Here is a 17,916-nt window from a genome sequence, read left to right as displayed (position 1 = left end):
GGAGAAAACCACCATGCCCCTCCCCGAGCCACTCGCGTTGACAAGCCGTAGATGGAATGCCTGTGAATGGGGCAACGCAAATGAAAGGGGCGTACACCGAGGGGCCGATGGTTGCGGGCAAAAGCCCGGTGATCGATCTACCCCAACGTCATGCCGGGGCCAGCCCCATCGTTCAAGCGCCAGAAAAAACCTAAGCCTCGCCCGCCGAAGCCACTGCCCTCACCTGCCCATGCTGGCGCGTGGTCACCAGCCCGATAAAGGAAATCGCCAGCGCCAGGCCAATGGTCGACGTCACTTCCAGACGATGCTCGGGGGTCACCATCATCACCGCGAGCGCGGCGCAGATGAACGCGATCACCCGCCGCTGCCGCAGTTGCTGGCCTGGGCGTCGCCTACCTGCCTGACTGCCTCACCCATGAGCACCTGGCAACGGGAGCACTGTTGCAGATCATGACAAACCATCCCCCACCGCCAGCAGGTGCCTACCTCCTCAGCCCGCCGGGGCCGCATCCCGCCCGGAAAATACGCGTGCACACCGAGCTGTTGATCGAGTTCTTCGGCGAATCTCCGCACCTGGCGGTGCAGCCGCTGTCACATCTGGAGGATGCGCTGGCACCTACCTGAACCAGGACAGGAGATGTGATTTGCTTCAACGCCCGCAACAGTCAATGCGCCGTACTGCATTCATCGCAGACACAACGGCGCTGATCCTGTTTTTCACAACCACCGGCATCATCAATGAACGATTCATTGCCGGCATGACGTGGGATCAGGTTCTTCATGCGCGCCTTGTAGGCGCCGTATTGATGGTGCCCGTCGCAAGACCTTACGGTCTGTGGCGGGACTGGGTGATGAAGCGAGCCAGCCCGCGTCGAGTTTCCAGACTGCTGTGGGACAGCTTCGCCCTCGTCAGTTTCCAGGTCCCCCTCTATGCAGCGATCATTGCCTCCAGTGGTGCATCGGGAGGTGAGCTGGTGCGCGGCACGCTCGGTGCGGCCTTGATGATGCTGGCGCTGGGGCGACCCTACGGGGCATTTCTCAACAGGGTACGCAAGGTGTTCGGCTTGCCTCCGGCTGGCGACAAGCCGATGTCGCTGAACAGTTGAACGACCGCCGGCTTCACCCCTTGCTCAGATCCACCAACGGTGCCTGCCGCACCTCAGTCTCCCGCCCGCCCTGAATCTCGCTCACCTGCTTCAAGGCCTTATCCACCGCCGCCTTATCCGCCAACAAGCTGTAGCTGATGCGGAACTGTTTGTGTTCCTTCGGCCCGATTGTGGGCACCAGATTCAGTGGCCGCTGATAACGGCGGTTGTAGGAAAAACTCGTTCCCGGCTCCAGCCCGGTGACATAACCCTGACCTTGGGTATCGGTGTTCTTCCACAGGGAAAACATCGGCAATGTCTGCGTATTGAAGCCAACCGAAACGCCCAGACTGCCAGCCTTGTTATGCAACACGGTCAACGTATCGCCCTTGGCATCGGCATACGGCACCACGTTGTAAACCGTTTCGTCGTAGTCCTTGGTCGGTGCGCGGTAGGTTTGCCATTCAGCCAAATCGCCCTTGGCCTTGTCGTTGAACGGCGACACTTGTTTCACCGGCGCGGCGAAACGAGCGCCCTGCTCCAGGAACGGGGTGCTGAAGTTGCTGTGGTACAGCGCCTGGTACTCCTTCGGATAGTCGCCGTTGTTGGTCAGCGTGTCGTTGAGGGCGAACATTGCGCTGCCGGGTTCGGTGACCAGTTCGGTAGCGACGGAGAAGTCGACTTTCTTGAACGCCTGCTCTTTCAGTTCACCGCGCAGAGTGATGGCGTACGGTGGCGTTTCATCGATGTGCAGAGTGACTTTGTTCGCAGGAATGTTGGCGGCCCGGCCGTGCAGGGTCAGAAGTTCGCCGTTGTCGACGCCGGGATGACCGACCCATTCGTACCCGCAGCGGGTCACCAACTCATTGAAACCCTCCAGCCAGCCCAGACCGCCGCGGCCATTGAGTTCGATGAAGGACGGATTGACCACTTCCTTGACCGGCGAATCCCAGCCCATGCGCACATTGCCGACCGAAGCCTGCAAGACGTTCATGCCCCGCGTCGGCACCACCGAGAGCTTCATCGTGCCGTTATCAATGTCGACAATGCTGACGCCCTCCTGCCGACCACCATGCAAGGTGCGCAGGCTGACGCTGAAAGGTTTGCCGGTTTTCACGCCGAGTTGCTGGCTGGTGATCTGCCAGTTCTGAGCGGCTTTGTCGGTGTCGAGCAGAACGTAATCCCAGGCCATGGCGTGGGAAGCAGCGGACAGTGCGCTGAGGGCAACAACGAGTTTGAGCGGGGTCATGGGAGCAGCCTTTCTTGGAGTTGTGCCGTTTTTATAAACCTGCTGAAACGTTTCATCAAGCTTAAAAAGTGACGCGCGTCGGTAGGTGCCAAGAACGAATGGTGCGGACAGGAAAATTGAAATCGATGTGATCGGATTATTCAGGAGCTGCATGGAGCGTCTGATTTCGACATGGCGAGGGCGGCGTGTTTAAGCGTTTTCCGAAGGGTGCTTAGAAACGCCCGGCATTACTTCCCCACGGCTACAGCGTCTTGCGTCATTGCCTACGACTACGCCAGAATCCGCCGGCTTGTGCGTCTGGGGTGCGGGTTTTATCGTTTCCGGGTCACTGAAAAACAGTGATCGGGTTTGGTAGCCCGGATTACCTGTCGCATCGCAACACCAGATTGCAGGGACTCTTTCGTCCTCTGTTTTATGGTGGCCATGCGTAGGGCGTCTTCGGACGCGCCGGGTATCCAGGTGACCGGTCTACCAACCTCCGTATGGCCACCACCCTCGTTTGGTAGCGAGGCTGATGGCTCCACTTTCTCACCCTGGAGCTTCATCCATGTTCAAGCCAACACCGACCCCACCGGAAACCGATCCGGTATCGCCCTATAAATTTCCCGATTCTCGAACTCTCAACGAAGCGGCCGAACGCGCGCTCGACCATTACCTCACCCCACAACAACGCATCATGGGCAGCCACACCAGGCATGATCCCATGTACCTGGCCAACCCGGCCTACAACACTGAATCTCTCTTGGCCAACGCCAGTGAATCACTGGGCTCGGCCAGCGAAATGCTCAACAACTTCGCTGCCACACTGGAGCCAGCCCATCGCAAGACTGCGATCGGGATTGCGCAGTTGGTGATGTTGAGTGAATTGGCGGTGAATCAGGCGTTGGATCATGTTGAGGTGAAGACCTAAACGCTTGCCCTCTGCGCCCAGATAGCACGCGGCTAAAGAAGGCATGAGCGTTGGCCGTAGCTGCCACGATGAATGGCAGCTATTGGCCAAAAAGCAAATATTTGCGCAAAAAACAATCGCCCTTGGCTGCACCGATGATGTTAAAAAGACACTTTTTTCGGATAGGGCCAAATTATGGTGGGCGAGGTAGGGTTTTGTGATTGGCGTCCTTGGTCTGAACGGACAGAACTCGAAGGAAAGAATCTCCCGGGTGTGTACTTCATCGCACGCAGTAAAAAGAAACCTGACAACTACAGGGTAAACAACGATTTCATCATCTACATTGGCGAGACAACAGGCCAGACATTGGCAGACCGGTTGCGTCAATTCAACACGTCAGCATTCAGCGAACGCCCCGGACACTCTGGAGGTAATACTTTTAGGTTGACACTTCTGGAAACCACGCCACTTGAGCATCTTTGGGTCTCAGCCTGTCCTGTCGACATGGGACAGCCTTACACCACTGCCTACATCAAACACTTAGAGCGAAAGCTGCTCTGGGAGTACGTGTGCACGTGGGGAAAATATCCAGATTGCAATCGGTCCTGACTAAGGAGCTAGCAACACTCGTAAAAATCGAGGATTGATGGATTTGAAAAAATGGGGACGCATCTATTTTCGCCCAAGCTGCTATTGAACAAAACGCTCATTCCAGCGAGGTCACCAAGCGCCCCGATGGCGTCGTCGCGCACCTGGGCAAACTGCGGAAAGCGCTGGCGTATCTGGGCAGCGTCGAGGACTTCGTGTTCGATGCCGTAGGTCTGTGCCAGGGCGATGGTGCGCAGGGTGAAGTCGGTTTCGTCGGCGGGATCGAAGTCGGGGCTGGAGGTCAGCACCAGCAGGCCGGTTTGTTCGAACAGGGCCTCGCCCGACAGCGCTTCCAGTTCGCGCCAGATGCGGTGGGAGTTACGCACGATGGGCACGTATTGCGCGCCCTCGCCCACGGACAGTCGGGTGATGCGGGTGTCGCCATGGCTGGAGCCGAATGTGTGCGGCGGATGGTGGCGGTCGATGCCGACCACGTTGACCCCGGCTTTCGCCAGTTGATACACCGTGGCCGCGCCCATGGCGCCGAGGCCGATGACCAGTGCTTCGCATCGTTCCATGATTGATTTCCGCTCAGGCAAAAGAGCCACAGTGAAGCGGATCAGGCGATGGAAAACAATCCGCTGAAAGCCGCGCTCAGGCAAAAACGCGAAAAGCCAAAAGCCGTGCGATTACCGGCCAGACTCGTTTGTCCCGTCTTGCTTCGCGGCATACCCTCTGACGCCAATAAAAACCATAAGAGAGAGTCCCGCCTTGATCCGTTTCTGCAAAACCTCGCTGTGCCTCGCCGTTCTGTCTTCGTTTGTTGCCACTGCCAGCCATGTCGCCGAGGCGCCCTGGGTCGATAGCGCCGTGAGCGCGGTCAATCAGGAAGTCGTCGATCTGCGCCAAACGATTCATCAGCATCCAGAGCTGGGCAATCTTGAGTTCAAGACTGCCGCGCTGGTGGCTGAGCGGCTGAAAGCGTCGAACATTGAAGTGCGCACCGGGGTCGGCAAGACGGGGGTTGTGGGAATTCTGAAAGGCGGATTGCCGGGGCCGGTCGTGGCGTTGCGCGCCGACATGGACGCCTTGCCGGTCAAGGAGATGACGAACCTGCCGTTCGCCAGCCAGGCCACCAGCACGCGGCTGGGCAAGAGTGTGCCGGTGATGCACGCCTGCGGGCACGACACCCACACCGCCATGTTGCTGGGCGCCGCGAAAGTGCTGGCCGAGCATCGCGATCAGGTGCGCGGGACGGTGGTGTTTCTGTTTCAGCCGGCCGAGGAAGGCGCGGCCGATGTCGATGAGTTCCAGACCGACACTCTGATCGGTGCGCAAGCGATGATCCGCGATGGCGCGCTCGATTCGCCCAAGGTCGAAGCGGTGTTCGGGGTGCATGTGATGGCGGGTTATCCGACCGGGCATCTGTTCTACAAATCCGGGACCGTGCTCAACAGCAGTGACTCGTTCCGCATCACGGTCAAGGGCCAGCAGACTCACGGCTCGGCGCCCTGGAGCGGTGTCGATCCGATTGTCGCCAGTCAAGGCATCATCAGTGGATTGCAGACGCTGGTCAGTCGGCGTGTCGATCTCACGCAGGGCATGGGCGTGATCAGTGTCGGCACGATCAACGGCGGTTCGGCGGCCAACATCATTCCCGAGACCGTGGAAATGACCGGGACCATTCGCACCAACAACGCCGACATCCGCGACACGATCCTGAAAAAGATGCCGCCGCTGGTGAACAGCATCGCCAGCGCCTACGAGACCCAGGCCAATCTGCTGCTGGTGAACAATGCACCTGTGACCACCAACGATCCGGCACTGACCGAAGCCATGATCCCGGCCCTCGAGCTGGCAGCGCCGGGCAAGGTCGAGCGCCTGCCCGCCTCCCTGTCACCGAGCGAGGACTTCTCCTACTACGCGCGCAAGGTGCCGGGGTTGTTCGTGTTCCTCGGCGCCACGCCGGAAGGCCAGGACATGAGCAAGGCGCCGAACAACCACAGCCCCTACTTCACCGCCGATGACGCAACACTGGCCACCGGGGTGAAGGCGCATGTGCAGTTTGTGCTGAATTATCCGGGGCGGGGTCAGCGGGGCTGATTGGCTTATGTGAAAAGGGGGGCGGATGTATTTTCGTAAATACATCCGCCCCCTTTGCTAGTGGTTGCTCACCACGTTGTTCTGTATCGAAAGGACACTTGGTAGTCGAATACCGCTGGTTCGATTTTGTGGGTAAACAATGGCTGTAATTTTGCTATCCAGTCATTCCGTACATCAAATCCGCCGTCATAAATCTCATTTTCCTCCAGCAGACCCAACGACTCGATGATTGAACCGTCATCACCGAGATCGACCGAGTACTCCTTTCCCTCAGCGAGCTCTGTTTTTTTGTCATACCAATTCAATCTGACTTTCAGTCCCATTCCAGCCTCATAGATACTTTTTAATGCTGCGGTTTTTCTTGGGAGGGGCAATCTGCTCACCTGTTAAATGATCAAAAGCCCCTAGATGGCTGCCATCACTTGCACGATAGGCTTCGAGTTCTCCGTGCTGTGAGTCCCATTCATAGATGTTTCTGCCTTTAGCATCCGTCCAGCGTTCTCGAAGACCGCCACCGCCCTGCTTTGGTGTTTTCTTCTTCGCTTCCTTCAAACCCGGGAATCCGACAATTTCTTCCGTTTCAGGTGCCGAATGGTAATCGTGGTCGGGGCTGGGAAGCTTCCTGCTGGAAACATTCAAGACAATGTACAGCGGCCGAACCCCGGAACTCGCCGGAAACACCAATATGAAATCCCGATACTCCGGCGGATAAACCGGATTCACCAGAATCCCGTCCGCCGCTTTCGTCGGCGGGTACACCCAGATATGCGGCGCTTGCGGAGCAGCCTCCAGTGCCGGAATACCAAGAATGTCGGAACCATCCACAGCCGGCGTCCAGATCAGCTCAACACCTTCACCAAGGTCTGCAATAAACCGGTTACCGCGTGCAGCGAACCGCACGACATCAACCATCTCCCAATCGCGGTTCTTGCCGGTGTAGAAGCCGTAACCCTTTAGACTGCCATCGGCCTGCTGCTCAACGCGCAGGCGCACGCGGATTCGGGCCTGTTTGAGGGCGAGCAACTGGTCTTCGGTATAGAGGGCGCTGTCGCCCAGGTTCGACGGCATGAACATCGCCACCAGACCGAGCAACGGGCTGATGGCAGCAGAGGCCATCGCGGGCAATGCCTTGAACGCCTCACCGGCAAGGGCAAAAGCGCCCAGCCCCGCTGAAATTGCCGTGCCGCTGATTTTCTTGAGTGCAACGCCACCGCTGTCATCGGCCTCACGCCCACCGAGCAAAATCAGCTCGCCGTAATCCTTCAGGCTGTCAGTCGGCACCATTCCCGAAGGATTCGAGTAATCGATAATCGCGTCCGGCAGCTTGCACGACTTGGCAAACACGCAGCCGGCGCGCGCTGGCTCTGGCTTGTTCGCCACCATCTCACGGCTGCGTTCGAAGGCGTCTTGCCGCGCCAGCATGGCGTCGTACTTGTTTTGTCGGTCGTTCTGATCAGCCAGTTCGGTGGCCGTCATGTAGCGGTAAGTGACGTGATGCTCGTCGCCTGCCGGTGGGTTGGGAACCCGGGGAATGTCCTTTTGACCAGCCACTGATTGTCCTTTCGTTCATGCATCGCCAGCCCCTCGCAAGGGGCTGCACGACGTTAACGAAGCAGGAAAATCGTGACTGTAGGACGTATCTCTAAAGACGTGGGGATTGTTCGACGTGAACGGATTGCATCTCGGCAACGACCGCCTCGATCACACACAGCGCGGTCGGCGACAAGCTTCTGCCCTGCAAACTCACCACGCCGATTTCGGAGTGAAACCCCGGCCTGTCGACAACATGAAGCTCGATCAAACGCCCCGCCCGAATATCTTCAGCCACAGCACCATGAATGACGCCGAGGATGGTGTCGGTTGAGCCAGCGACGGTCTTGAGCAACGCCACGTCATCACACTCCAGCACAATGGGCAGCGCCTGGCGGGTGGGGATGCCGAGGGTTCGGGCGGTCTCGAGTTTCACTACTTCCGGCAGGCGCGTCGTGGCGATGCCATAGCCTTCCAGGTCTCCCATCGCCACTTTACGCCCGGCCAGTGGGTGCTCCGGTCGTACGAAGAAACCTGCCGAGACCTGGCCCAGCGAACGGATCAGCAGGTCGGAGTCCGCCGTGAAGTTGCGAATGTCGGCAACGAAGAATTCGATCGCTTCAGCGCGCAACCGCGCTTCGAGAATCTGCCAGTTGTTCACTTCCACCCGCAGCGTAACCGCCGGGTGATCCTGACGCAGTCGCGGCACCACTTGATGCATCAACATCGCAGCCGGGAAAGGCCCGACGCCAAAGGCGAGGCTGCCCAGTTGGAGATCGCTGTAGAGCGCCATGTCCCGCTCCAGCGAGCGGGCATCGAACAGCAGCCGCCGCGCCCGCTCGATCAGAAACTCCCCCGCCGGCGTCGGGCGAACGTCGCCGCTATCGCGATCGAACAGGCGTTGCCCGGTTTCGCTCTCAAGCGCCTGAATGCTGCGGCTCAGGGCTGGCTGGCTGAGGTGAACGCGTTCGGCCGCGCGGCCGAAATGGCGTTCATCGGCCAGTGCGAGAAGGTGTGAGAGTCGTTTGAGGTCCATTCGCGCGATGCTAGCGACGCATTATCCGGATGTAAACAATGCATTGGATACATCGCCGCCCTGCCCCTAGGCTGGAGCGCATTCGACCCTCGGAGAACAACAAGAATGAAACCGACCTTCTACACGATCATCGCCTTGGCGCTGCTGTCCCTCGCCGGCTGCGATAACAAACCCGGCGTCGCAGCCGGCGACGCCACGCCCGCCACGGCAGCGGTGATCCAGGCGTCGATCAAGGGCCTGGACCTCAGCGACAACCGCGACATGGAAGATGCCCAGCGCGGTTTTATCGCCCGCCCGACCGGCAAGATCCTCGGCGCTGACGGCAATGCCCTGATCGATTTCGATGCGTACCGTTTCGTCGAAGGCCCGGCACCAGCTACCGTCAATCCGAGCCTGTGGCGGCACGCGATGCTCAATGCGCAGATCGGTCTGTTCAAGGTCCGCGATGGGATTTACCAGTTGCGCGGTTTCGACATCGCCAACATGACGCTGATCGACGGGCAAACCGGCTGGATCGTGGTCGACCCGCTGACCTCCCGGGAATCCGCCGCCGCAGCGCTGGCCTTCGCCCGTGAGCATCTGGGCAACAAGCCCGTCAGCGCGATCATTTTCACCCACGACCATGCCGACCATTTCGGCGGTGTGCTGGGCATCACCTCAAGCAGTGAAGTGGCCCAGCGCAATATTCCCATCGTCGCGCCGGCCGGATTCATGGAGGAAGCCACCAGCGAAAACATCCTGGCGGGCCCGGCGATGGCGCGGCGTTCGATGTATCAGTTCGGCAAGAACCTGACCCCGGGCGTGACCGGCATCGTCGACACGGGGCTGGGCAAGAACGTCGCCTACGGCAGCATGGGCATCCTGCCGCCGACGCAGATCATCGACCAGCCGGTCCAGCCGCTGGTACTCGACGGCGTCAGCTTCGTGTTCCACAACATGCCCGGCGCGGAAGCCCCGGCCGAGCTGACGTTTTCGATCCCCGCGCTCAAGGCGTATGGCGGTGCGGAGCTGCTGGCGCAGACCATGCACAACCTCTTGCCGATCCGTGGCGCCAAGGTGCGCGATGCGCTGCGCTGGTCCGAATACACGCAAATCGCCCTCGACGAACTGGGCGACACCGAGGTCTATTTCGGTCAGCACAACTGGCCGATCTGGGGCAACGAACGGATCCGCGAATTCATCACCAAGCACCGCGATGTCTACAAGTACCTGCACGACCAGACCGTGCGCCTGATGAACGCCGGCTACACGCCCAACGAGATCGCCGACAAGATCCAGCTGCCGGATTCGCTGGCCTCGTACTTCGGCACCCGTGGCTATTACGGCGACCTGCGCCACAACGTCAAGGCGATCTACCAGCTGTACCTGGGCGCCTACGATGGCAACCCCGCGCACTTGAATCCGCTGGTGCCCAAGGAGTCGGCAAAGCGCTACGTCGAATTGATGGGAGGCAACGCCAAAGTGGTCGAAGCCGCGCGCGTGGCCTATGACAAGGGCGAATATCGCTGGGTCGCCGAACTGCTGGACCAGGCTGTGCTCGCCAAACCGGACGACACCGCCGCCAAGGAACTGATGGCCCGCGCGTATGAACAGATGGGCTATCAGGCGGAATCGGCGACCTGGCGCAACAGCTACCTGACCGCTGCCATGGAACTGCGCAACGGCCCGCCGACCAAGGGCGTCAAACGCTCCGACCTGATCGAACTGATGAAGCAGACGCCCACCGAACGCTTCCTCGAAGCCATGGCCGCAAGCCTCGACGGCCCGGCGGCAGATGGCAAGCACTGGACGTTCAATCTGGTGCTGACCGATACGAATGAATCGTTCGTGCTGTGGATCGAGAACGCCGTGCTGCACTATCGAAAAGGCCCGACCGCGGCGAACGCCAACGCAACCCTGACCGTCACCAAGGACCTGTTCGTCCAGTTGCTGGGCGGCACCGCCGGGCTGAAAGAAACGCTCACCTCCGATGATCTGAAGGTGGATGGCAGCAAGGTCGATCTCGTGAGATTTCTGGGGTTGCTGGAAAAGGCACCGGGGAATTTTGCGATTGTCGCCCGGACAGGAAACTGACCCATCAAGGCCATCGATAGAAGAAGTACCAGGTCGATGGCCTCTGGACGGTTAGCCAAGCAAAATCCAATGAAAACCGGAGGCTCGGGCAAAGCTTTCCATTGAGTTGTTCAGCATCCTGCGCAGCCCGATCGCCGCGAAGCCATCCCGCGTATGGACGTAGAACTTTCACCCGAGCGAAACCCTGAATCCATCGTTTTCATCATTGATGATGACGCCCCCCTGCGCGAGGCCCTTGGCAGCCTGCTTCGCTCCATCGGCCTGCAGGTCGAGCTGTTCGGATCGGTCGCCGACTTCATGAAATACGAGCGACCTGACCTGCCCAGTTGCCTGGTGCTCGATGTTCGATTGCAAGGCACCAGCGGGCTGGTCTTTCAGCAGGCGCTCGCCGACGCCAAAATCCACCTGCCGATCATATTCATGACCGGGTACGGCGACATCGCCATGACGGTGCGCGCCATGAAAGCCGGTGCCGTCGACTTCCTGGAAAAACCGTTTCGCGAGCAGGCAATGATCGATACCGTGGTCGCCGCGCATACGCGGGACAGGTCACACCGCGAGTGCGAACGCCGCCATCATGAATTGCGCACCCGCTATGGGGCACTAACGGTCAGAGAGCAGTCGGTAATGGGATTGGCCGTTTCGGGCTTGATGAACAAACAGATCGCCAGTGCCATCGGCTTGAGCGAGATCACCGTGAAAATTCACCGGAGCCAGGCCATGCGCAAGATGCGCGCGCAATCGTTCGCCGATCTGGTTCGAATGGCCGAAAGCCTGGGTATCAACCATTAGATGCAGCGCCCTTATTCAGCGCACATTGATAGTTGTTTATATACGTTGGTATGACTTCTCCATACACGGGCAGGATAAAACCAAACTTATGCAACATGGTTGATCCCTACGCCCAACAGTAAAATCCCTCCATCAGATGCAACGGCCGGCAAAGTCATTGACTTCGCGGTTTCCGTGCGCGTCGACATTTACCCACTCATTCACGAACCCAGGGATGGCTGATCAACATGTATGACTTTTTTGAAGACTCGTACCGCGTGCTGAAGTTGTCCCACGTATTGCTGATCGGGGGTCTGGGCATGTTGATGGCGGGAGTCTTCCTGGCGTATGTGTTTGACGCTCACCTGGCCTTGCCCACGCTGGTCGGTGCCCACGGGATGACGATCCTCGGGCCGACCGCGATCAAGTTGGGCTACGTCATGCGCCTGATTGCGCATAACCGAATTCGCCTGGCCGCGCAGGAACATGGAGTTCCTCATTAAGAGTATTCGATTGATTTAGAACCTGTCTGGTTGCAACCCGGAAGTTCAATAACGAAATCCCACTACGACTCAGGATGATCACGATGAAAACTATTGGATTGGTATTGCCCGTTGCCATTGTTTCAGCCACCTGGATAGTTGCCACTCATGCATTCGGCGCAAGTTGCCTGCCCGACATGCCGGTGGCCAACAGACAGGAAACCAGCACTCCGGATTCAGAGCCTTCATCGGTGCAACAGTACCGGGCCAGAAAGGCGCCGACCCAGATTGCCGAAGGGGGTTCGGATCGGCTGATGGAACGTCGAGTTGCCGAAGGCGGCTCCGACCGCCTGATCGAACGCCGCGTCGCCGAGGGCGGCTCCGACCGCCTGATCGAACGCCGTGTTGCCGAAGGCGGCTCCGATCGCCTGATCGAACGCCGCGTCGCCGAAGGCGGCTCCGATCGCCTGATCGAACGCCGTGTTGCCGAGGGCGGCTCCGACCGCCTGATCGAACGCCGTGTTGCCGAAGGCGGCTCCGATCGCCTGATCGAACGCCGTGTAGCCAGCAATCAGTACGATGCCGCGATGGACATGCGAATGCATTTTTCGATGGATTGATTGGCCGACTGCGTCGTCACTCCGGCAACCCCGCCAACCGCAAACCTTCGGCGAACCGGGCCACGTCTTCAGGCCGTTGAATGGGCAGCCACGCACTCAGGCTGGACACCCGCAAGGTCGGGTCCAGCTGGCGCACACGTTCCATGGTTTGCCCGGCTTTGTCGGTTCGCCCGCTGAGCGCGTGGCTTGCGGCGATCAAGGCCGCCGCTGCCAGCAGACTGGGCAGGTTTCCCTGCGCTTTCTCGGCCCAGGAAGCCGAGAGCTCGAAGCGACCGGCGAAGAAGTGCGCCAGCGCCATCCCGACCTGCATGCGGAACATCTCCGGATCCAGCGGGCTCAGGCGCACGGCGTGCTCGAGGTTGGCAATGGCGGCCTCGGTTTCGCCCCGCAAGGCACGCAGGATGCCACCCAGATACCAGGCCGGCGCCAGGTTGGGGTTGAGCAGTCGAGCCCGATCGAGCAAGGCGATGCCACAATCGACATCCCCGGTCAGATGGGCGAGAGCATGACCGCAACGGGTCAGCGCCACGGCGTCATCGCGCCCCAGCTCCACACCCATTCGCGCCAGCCGCGCACCTTCGGCGATTTCCCGAGACCGATCGGTCATCCAGCCGTTGAGCTTGCGCCAAAAGTGGCACCACGCGGCCATGCCGTAGGCCGAGGCAAATTCCGGATCCAGCTCAATCGCCCGGTAGAACAGCGCCAATGACTGCTCGATCGCCGCTCGGGTGCCGATGTGCAGCTTGGCAGTCCCTCGCAGGTAGTAATCGTAGGCATCGAGGCTGTCGGTGGGCTTGCGCTTGGCCCGCTCGATTTCCGCGCGTTCGAGCTGTGGCGCAATGGCGCCCACAACGCTTTCGGCCACTTGATCCTGGAGCTCGAAAATATCGTCGAGCAGACCTTCGAAGCGTTCGGCCCACAGGTGCGTTCCGCTGCAGGTGTCAATCAGCTGGCCGGTGATGCGGATCTTGTTGCCGCACTTGCGCACGCTGCCTTCCAGCACATAACGCACACCCAGTTCCTGACCGACGCCTCGTGCATCCACCGCCCTGCCCTTATAGGTGAAGCTGGAGTTGCGAGCGATGACGAACAACCAGCGCAGGCGTGACAACGCGGTGATGATGTCTTCGACGATGCCGTCGGCGAAGTAGTCCTGTTCGGGATCGCCGCTGAGGTTCTGGAATGGAAGGACGGTGATCGAAGGTTTTTCCGGCAGGACAAGTGTCGCGGCCACCTCGGGTTTCGCAGGTGCTTCTGGTGCGTCGACAGGACTGTCGCACGGGATGATTTCACCGACAAAGCGATAGCCCTTGCGCGGCACCGTGCGCACCAGGCGCTGCTGTTCACCACTGTCGCCGATAGCCTTGCGCACGGCGTTGATGTGGCTGGTGATGGTCGATTCGGAAACGATTCGGCCACTCCACACGGCACTCAACAGTTCGTCCTTGCTCACCACCCGCTCGCGGTTGCCGACCAGTACCAGCAACAAGTCGAAGACCTGCGGCCCGACAGTCACTACCTCCCCGCGCCAGGTCAGTTCCCGGCGCTGCTGGTCGAGCACGTAGTCTTCAAACACGAATTGCACGGTGGCTGTTCTCTGGTCTGGGCCCCCGACTCCGTATCCGAGCGGGCGATTGTCGTGCGCTCAATGATACGGCAGACCTTGAACCGCCGCACCGGTGTGCACATTGGTCTACGCATCTGCCGACGGATTGGCCTGTCTGGACAAAAAACCAAGGCAAATCCAAGGTCACCACAAGGATTTGCCCGGGCGCCACAGGCATGCTCAACGCACATCGACAGCAATGGTTGCCGTCGGCAAGTGGAGAGTTGCCATGAAGATCGTCGTTATCGGAGGCACCGGCCTCATCGGATCGAAACTTGTGAACAATCTGCGCGAACGCGGCCACGATGCCCTCGCCGCCTCCCCCAACACCGGCATCAACAGCATCACCCGCGAAGGCCTGGCCGAAGCGATGGACGGTGCCCAGGTTGTGGTCGATGTGTCCAACGCGCCGTCGTGGGAAGACCAGGCCGTGCTCGATTTCTTCGAAACCTCCACCCGTAATCTGCTCGCTGCCGAAGACGCCGCCGGGGTTCGCCATCACGTGGCGCTGTCGATCGTCGGCAGTGAGCGCCTGCCCGCCAACGGTTACTTCCGCGCCAAGGTCGCGCAGGAGAATCTGATCAAGGCGTCCGGCATTCCGTACAGCCTGTTACGGGCCACGCAGTTCTTCGAATTTGTCGGCGGCATCGCTCAGGCCGCCACCGTCGGCGAGGAAGTGCGCCTGTCGCCGGCGTTGATCCAGCCCATGGCTTCTGACGATGTCGCGGCAGCGCTCACCGACGTGGCACTGGCCGCGCCGATCAACGGCACGCAGGAGATTGCCGGCCCCGAAGCCATGCCGCTCGACGAGTTGGTCCGGCGCTTTTTCCGCGCCACCCACGACACCCGCAAAGTGATCCCGGACGTTCACGCCCGCTACTTCGGCGATGTGCTCGACGACCAGTCGCTCACCCCCGGCAGCAGCAACCCGCGCCTGGGCCCGACGCGCTTCGAAGACTGGCTGGCGAAATCGACCCAGCGCTGAAACACCCCCATCCGCTTAGAAGGAGTATCGCCATGTTCAGCCGAATCCTGCTGGCCGCCGCGTTTGCGGCCGTTTCGATTTCCTCCGCCTCGGCCGCCGAGCCGCAGGCCGGCAAGGTCACCGTGGTGTTCGACCGCACCCTGCCCAACGTTCCGGGCAAATCCATGAGGGGCGTGCTGGTGGAATACGCACCCGGTGGTTCTTCGCCGGCACACTTTCATCCGAAGTCCGCGTTCATTTACGCCACGGTGCTTGAGGGTGCGGTGCGCAGCAAGGTCGGCGACGGGCCGGAGAAGGTCTACAAGGCCGGGGAAAACTTCGTCGAACAACCGGGTGATTTCCACGCGGTGAGTGCCAATGCCAGCACCACCGAACCGTCCCGTCTGCTGGCGGTGTTCGTGCTCGACAGCAGCGAGACCGACCTGGTCAAACCGGTCAAGCCGTAGCCGATCCATTTGCCGATGCACCTCCGGCAGTCCGGCCGCCGGAGAGTACCGCGACGAGGGGCGTCCAAGGTCGGCGCGGCAAAACATGCCCGATCAAAACATTGATCTTTCCCCCCACACCCAGTAAAAAACCGTCTTCCCTTTTCGCACTTGCAAGGAGCAGCGGATGCTTGAGCTCACCACGCAACGCCTGGACCTGCGCACGATGGTCGAAGCCGACTGGCCGCTGTTCCTCAGGCTGCATTCCGAGCCGCAAACCATGCAGTACGTGTTCGGTGAAATCGCCGAGGACCAGGTTCGCAAAGGCTTCGAGCATCGGCTTCCGGCCTGGGGGCCGCAGTCGGATCACTGGTTGTGTCTGGTGGTGACCGACAGGGCCAGCGGGCAGGAACTGGGCGTGACCGGGTTTCGCATCCTGTCGCCGGGGCGTGCCGAGGTGGGTTGTCTGCTGTTGCCCGAACATCAGGGCAAAGGCTTTGGCACCGAGTCGCGGAAGGCGATCATCGACTACGCCGCCGCCATCGGCCTGGACTCGCTGGAGTCGACCGTGACCGACGGTAATATCGCGTCCTGCAAGGTTTTGGAGAAATGCGGTTTTGTATTCGAGCGCCGCGTGCCGCAGGCCTATCAGATTGGCGATCGCTGGTTTGACGACCTGATCTACCGCTATCAAATCAGCTGACCCCGTTTTATCAGCGACCGCCAAGGAGGCCCTCGTCGTGAATCCTTATCAATGCCTGCCACCCCGCGCGTTCTGGCGCACCGCCGTGGCGGACAAGCCCGCGCTGAACATCGATCAACTGTGGACGCCGCAATTCGAGATCGGCAACAAGGACGCCATCGTCACCGCCGGTTCGTGTTTCGCTCAGCACATCGGCCGGGCGCTGGTGGAACGCGGCATGAACTGGCTGGATGCAGAACCGGCCCCGGCCGGACTGGCCGAAACCGACTGGAAGGCCCACAACTACGGGGTTTTCTCGTTTCGCACCGGCAATCTGTACACCCCGGCGATGCTCTGCCAATGGCTCGAATGGGCGCTGGGCGTGAGCCTGCCGCCCGACGAAACCTGGGCCCATGACGGGCGTTTCTTCGACCCGTTCCGCCCTGCCGTGGAGCCCGACGGTTTTGCCAGCGAGGACGCGCTGTTCGCATCGCGCCAAGCCACCCTCGATGCGATCCGCACAGCCCTGCGCCGGGCCAAAGTGTTCGTGTTTACCCTCGGCCTGACCGAAGCCTGGCAAAACCGTCAGACCGGTCTGGTGTACCCCGTGTGCCCCGGCACCGTGCGGGGGACCTTCGATCCGCAGCTGCACCGCTTCTGCAATTTCGGCTTCATGGACACCTATGGCGAGATGGTCAGGGCACTGGAGTTGATGCGTTCGATCAACCCGCAACTGCGCGTGCTGCTCACCGTGTCACCGGTGCCCCTGACAGCGACCGCCACGGGTGAGCATGTGCTGAGCGCCACCACCTATTCCAAATCGGTCCTGCGCGCTGTCGCCGGGCAGCTATGTGAAGACCTGTGCGACGTCGACTATTTCCCCTCCTACGAAATCATCACCGGCACACCGTTCAACGGCGCGTTCTACCAGCCCAACCAGCGTGAGGTCACACCCGAAGGCGTGGCATTCGTCATGCAGCAGTTTTTCGCCGGACTCGATGCCGTTCAACCGGTGCAGACGCCGGTCATCGTGCCCTCCACCTGCATGCCCAGCGAGGAGCTTGTCTGTGAAGACGCCGTGCTCGATTACTACGCCTAGGTTTCTGCTGCTGGGCGATTCCCATGCCGGGGTCATCGGCAAGGCGGCACAGGCCCGTGAGCTGCCTTTCAGCGGCGGCCCGCTGGGCACCGGCCGGGATTTCGCGGTGGACTTTTTCAGCCTGACCCGCCATGACGTGGTGTTTCGCGAGGCCGAGATGGAGCGCCTGTATCGCCAGGCCCTTGAACCGTTCGAAGTGCCGCAACTGGCGAAGGTCGGGGTGCCGCTGGTCAGCACCATCGGCCTGAGCCTGCACTACCTCGCCACCGCGCCGAACTGGACGTGCTACCAGACGCCGGACTGCGAATTCGATGAAGGTTTTCTCGCCGGGCCGTTGTTCGAATCCATCGTCGACACCCTGTCCCGGCCTGCGCTGGCGTTCTATGAGCAGGCCCGGGCGATGAACCTCAAAGTGTTCGCCGTGCTGCCACCGCAGCGGGTGCCGGAGTTGTCCGACTCGCGGGTGTTCATGGCCGCGCAGGCGCTACTGATCGAGCGTCTGCAAGGGCTCGGCATCGAGCTGATCGACGTGCGCGCCGCAGCGAATGATGAACAGGGTTTTCAGCTTCCGGCGTACTGCGAAGTGGATGACCCGCTGCACGGGAACCTGGCGTTTGGCGAGCTGATCGTCGAGCAACTGCTCAAACGAGGAATTTAGACCCGGACCTGTGGGAGCGAGCTTGCTCGCTCCCA

Annotated in this window: 17 protein-coding genes and 3 pseudogenes; 13 read left to right on the top strand and 7 right to left on the bottom strand. The window is 60.5% G+C overall.

Going from position 1 to position 17,916, the window contains the following annotated elements:
• Positions 1-190: 190 nt before the first annotated feature.
• Positions 191-358 (bottom strand): annotated as a pseudogene (locus CAF73_RS29915) (GABA permease); the annotation flags it as partial.
• 5 nt (positions 359-363) lie between these two features.
• On the opposite strand from CAF73_RS29915, the pseudogene CAF73_RS20935 reads away from it, so the two are divergent.
• Positions 364-624: pseudogene (locus tag CAF73_RS20935) on the top strand (LysR family transcriptional regulator); the annotation flags it as partial.
• Positions 625-644: 20 nt separating this feature from the next.
• Entirely contained in the window at positions 645-1,106 is a 462-nt protein-coding gene (gene alaE, locus CAF73_RS20930; protein ID WP_085703705.1) for an L-alanine exporter AlaE, read from the top strand.
• A 13-nt stretch (positions 1,107-1,119) separates the two neighbouring features.
• On the opposite strand, the gene CAF73_RS20925 is transcribed toward alaE, so the two are convergent.
• Entirely contained in the window at positions 1,120-2,334 is a 1,215-nt protein-coding gene (locus tag CAF73_RS20925; protein ID WP_085703704.1) for an aldose 1-epimerase family protein, read from the bottom strand.
• A 547-nt stretch (positions 2,335-2,881) separates the two neighbouring features.
• Here CAF73_RS20925 and CAF73_RS20915 point away from each other — a divergent pair.
• A complete protein-coding gene (locus CAF73_RS20915; RefSeq protein WP_085703702.1) occupies positions 2,882-3,244 on the top strand; it encodes a DUF6124 family protein in 363 nt (120 codons plus the stop codon).
• 710 nt (positions 3,245-3,954) lie between these two features.
• On the opposite strand, the pseudogene CAF73_RS20905 reads toward CAF73_RS20915, so the two are convergent.
• Positions 3,955-4,389: pseudogene (locus CAF73_RS20905) on the bottom strand (FAD-dependent oxidoreductase); the annotation flags it as partial.
• A gap of 193 nt (positions 4,390-4,582) precedes the next feature.
• Here CAF73_RS20905 and CAF73_RS20900 point away from each other — a divergent pair.
• Positions 4,583-5,914, top strand: coding sequence for an amidohydrolase (locus CAF73_RS20900; RefSeq protein WP_085703701.1), 1,332 nt, complete (start codon positions 4,583-4,585; stop codon positions 5,912-5,914).
• A gap of 68 nt (positions 5,915-5,982) precedes the next feature.
• Here CAF73_RS20900 and CAF73_RS20895 read toward each other — a convergent pair whose 3' ends face one another.
• The 3 genes from CAF73_RS20895 to CAF73_RS20885 form a co-directional block, all read right to left on the bottom strand.
• On the bottom strand, positions 5,983-6,237 hold the full coding sequence (locus CAF73_RS20895; RefSeq protein ID WP_007958170.1) for a colicin E3-like toxin immunity protein: 255 nt from the start codon (positions 6,235-6,237) through the stop codon (positions 5,983-5,985).
• 7 nt (positions 6,238-6,244) lie between these two features.
• Complete coding sequence (locus CAF73_RS20890) at positions 6,245-7,465, bottom strand: colicin E3/pyocin S6 family cytotoxin (RefSeq protein ID WP_085703700.1); 1,221 nt, start codon at positions 7,463-7,465, stop codon at positions 6,245-6,247.
• Positions 7,466-7,556: 91 nt separating this feature from the next.
• The gene (locus CAF73_RS20885) at positions 7,557-8,480 is read right to left on the bottom strand and encodes a LysR family transcriptional regulator (RefSeq protein ID WP_085703699.1); all 924 of its coding nucleotides are present in this window, start codon (positions 8,478-8,480) and stop codon (positions 7,557-7,559) included.
• A gap of 105 nt (positions 8,481-8,585) precedes the next feature.
• Here CAF73_RS20885 and CAF73_RS20880 point away from each other — a divergent pair, with 105 nt between their 5' ends.
• The 4 genes from CAF73_RS20880 to CAF73_RS20865 all read left to right on the top strand — a co-directional run bounded on the left by CAF73_RS20880 (position 8,586) and on the right by CAF73_RS20865 (position 12,426).
• Complete coding sequence (locus CAF73_RS20880) at positions 8,586-10,553, top strand: alkyl/aryl-sulfatase (RefSeq protein WP_085703698.1); 1,968 nt, start codon at positions 8,586-8,588, stop codon at positions 10,551-10,553.
• 153 nt (positions 10,554-10,706) lie between these two features.
• On the top strand, positions 10,707-11,345 hold the full coding sequence (locus tag CAF73_RS20875; protein ID WP_085703697.1) for a response regulator transcription factor: 639 nt from the start codon (positions 10,707-10,709) through the stop codon (positions 11,343-11,345).
• A 227-nt stretch (positions 11,346-11,572) separates the two neighbouring features.
• Complete coding sequence (locus CAF73_RS20870) at positions 11,573-11,827, top strand: transmembrane sensor/regulator PpyR (RefSeq protein ID WP_085700375.1); 255 nt, start codon at positions 11,573-11,575, stop codon at positions 11,825-11,827.
• Positions 11,828-11,910: 83 nt separating this feature from the next.
• Positions 11,911-12,426: a phage infection protein gene (locus tag CAF73_RS20865; protein ID WP_256574764.1), complete on the top strand. Its 516-nt coding sequence runs from the start codon at positions 11,911-11,913 to the stop codon at positions 12,424-12,426.
• Positions 12,427-12,442: 16 nt separating this feature from the next.
• Here CAF73_RS20865 and CAF73_RS20860 read toward each other — a convergent pair whose 3' ends face one another.
• Positions 12,443-14,011, bottom strand: a complete 1,569-nt coding sequence (locus CAF73_RS20860) for a winged helix-turn-helix domain-containing protein (RefSeq protein ID WP_085703695.1) — start codon at positions 14,009-14,011, stop codon at positions 12,443-12,445.
• 250 nt (positions 14,012-14,261) lie between these two features.
• On the opposite strand from CAF73_RS20860, the gene CAF73_RS20855 reads away from it, so the two are divergent.
• The 5 genes from CAF73_RS20855 to CAF73_RS20835 all read left to right on the top strand — a co-directional run bounded on the left by CAF73_RS20855 (position 14,262) and on the right by CAF73_RS20835 (position 17,881).
• On the top strand, positions 14,262-15,017 hold the full coding sequence (locus CAF73_RS20855) for an SDR family oxidoreductase (RefSeq protein ID WP_085703694.1): 756 nt from the start codon (positions 14,262-14,264) through the stop codon (positions 15,015-15,017).
• 32 nt (positions 15,018-15,049) lie between these two features.
• Complete coding sequence (locus CAF73_RS20850; protein ID WP_085703693.1) at positions 15,050-15,463, top strand: cupin domain-containing protein; 414 nt, start codon at positions 15,050-15,052, stop codon at positions 15,461-15,463.
• 166 nt (positions 15,464-15,629) lie between these two features.
• Positions 15,630-16,145: a GNAT family N-acetyltransferase gene (locus CAF73_RS20845; protein WP_085703692.1), complete on the top strand. Its 516-nt coding sequence runs from the start codon at positions 15,630-15,632 to the stop codon at positions 16,143-16,145.
• Positions 16,146-16,182: 37 nt separating this feature from the next.
• Complete coding sequence (locus CAF73_RS20840; RefSeq protein ID WP_085703691.1) at positions 16,183-17,223, top strand: GSCFA domain-containing protein; 1,041 nt, start codon at positions 16,183-16,185, stop codon at positions 17,221-17,223.
• Positions 17,192-17,881 carry a hypothetical protein gene (locus CAF73_RS20835; RefSeq protein ID WP_176247753.1) on the top strand — a complete coding sequence of 230 codons (690 nt, stop codon included), beginning with the start codon at positions 17,192-17,194 and terminating at the stop codon, positions 17,879-17,881. The genes CAF73_RS20840 and CAF73_RS20835 overlap by 32 nt, the downstream gene beginning before the upstream one ends.
• The last annotated feature ends 35 nt before the right edge of the window (positions 17,882-17,916 follow it).

It is taken from the genome of Pseudomonas sp. B15(2017) (genome assembly GCF_002113215.1).
GTDB lineage: Bacteria > Pseudomonadota > Gammaproteobacteria > Pseudomonadales > Pseudomonadaceae > Aquipseudomonas.
The sequence above is the reverse complement of the archived record's forward strand: the minus strand, read 5'-3'. Positions and strand labels throughout refer to the sequence as shown.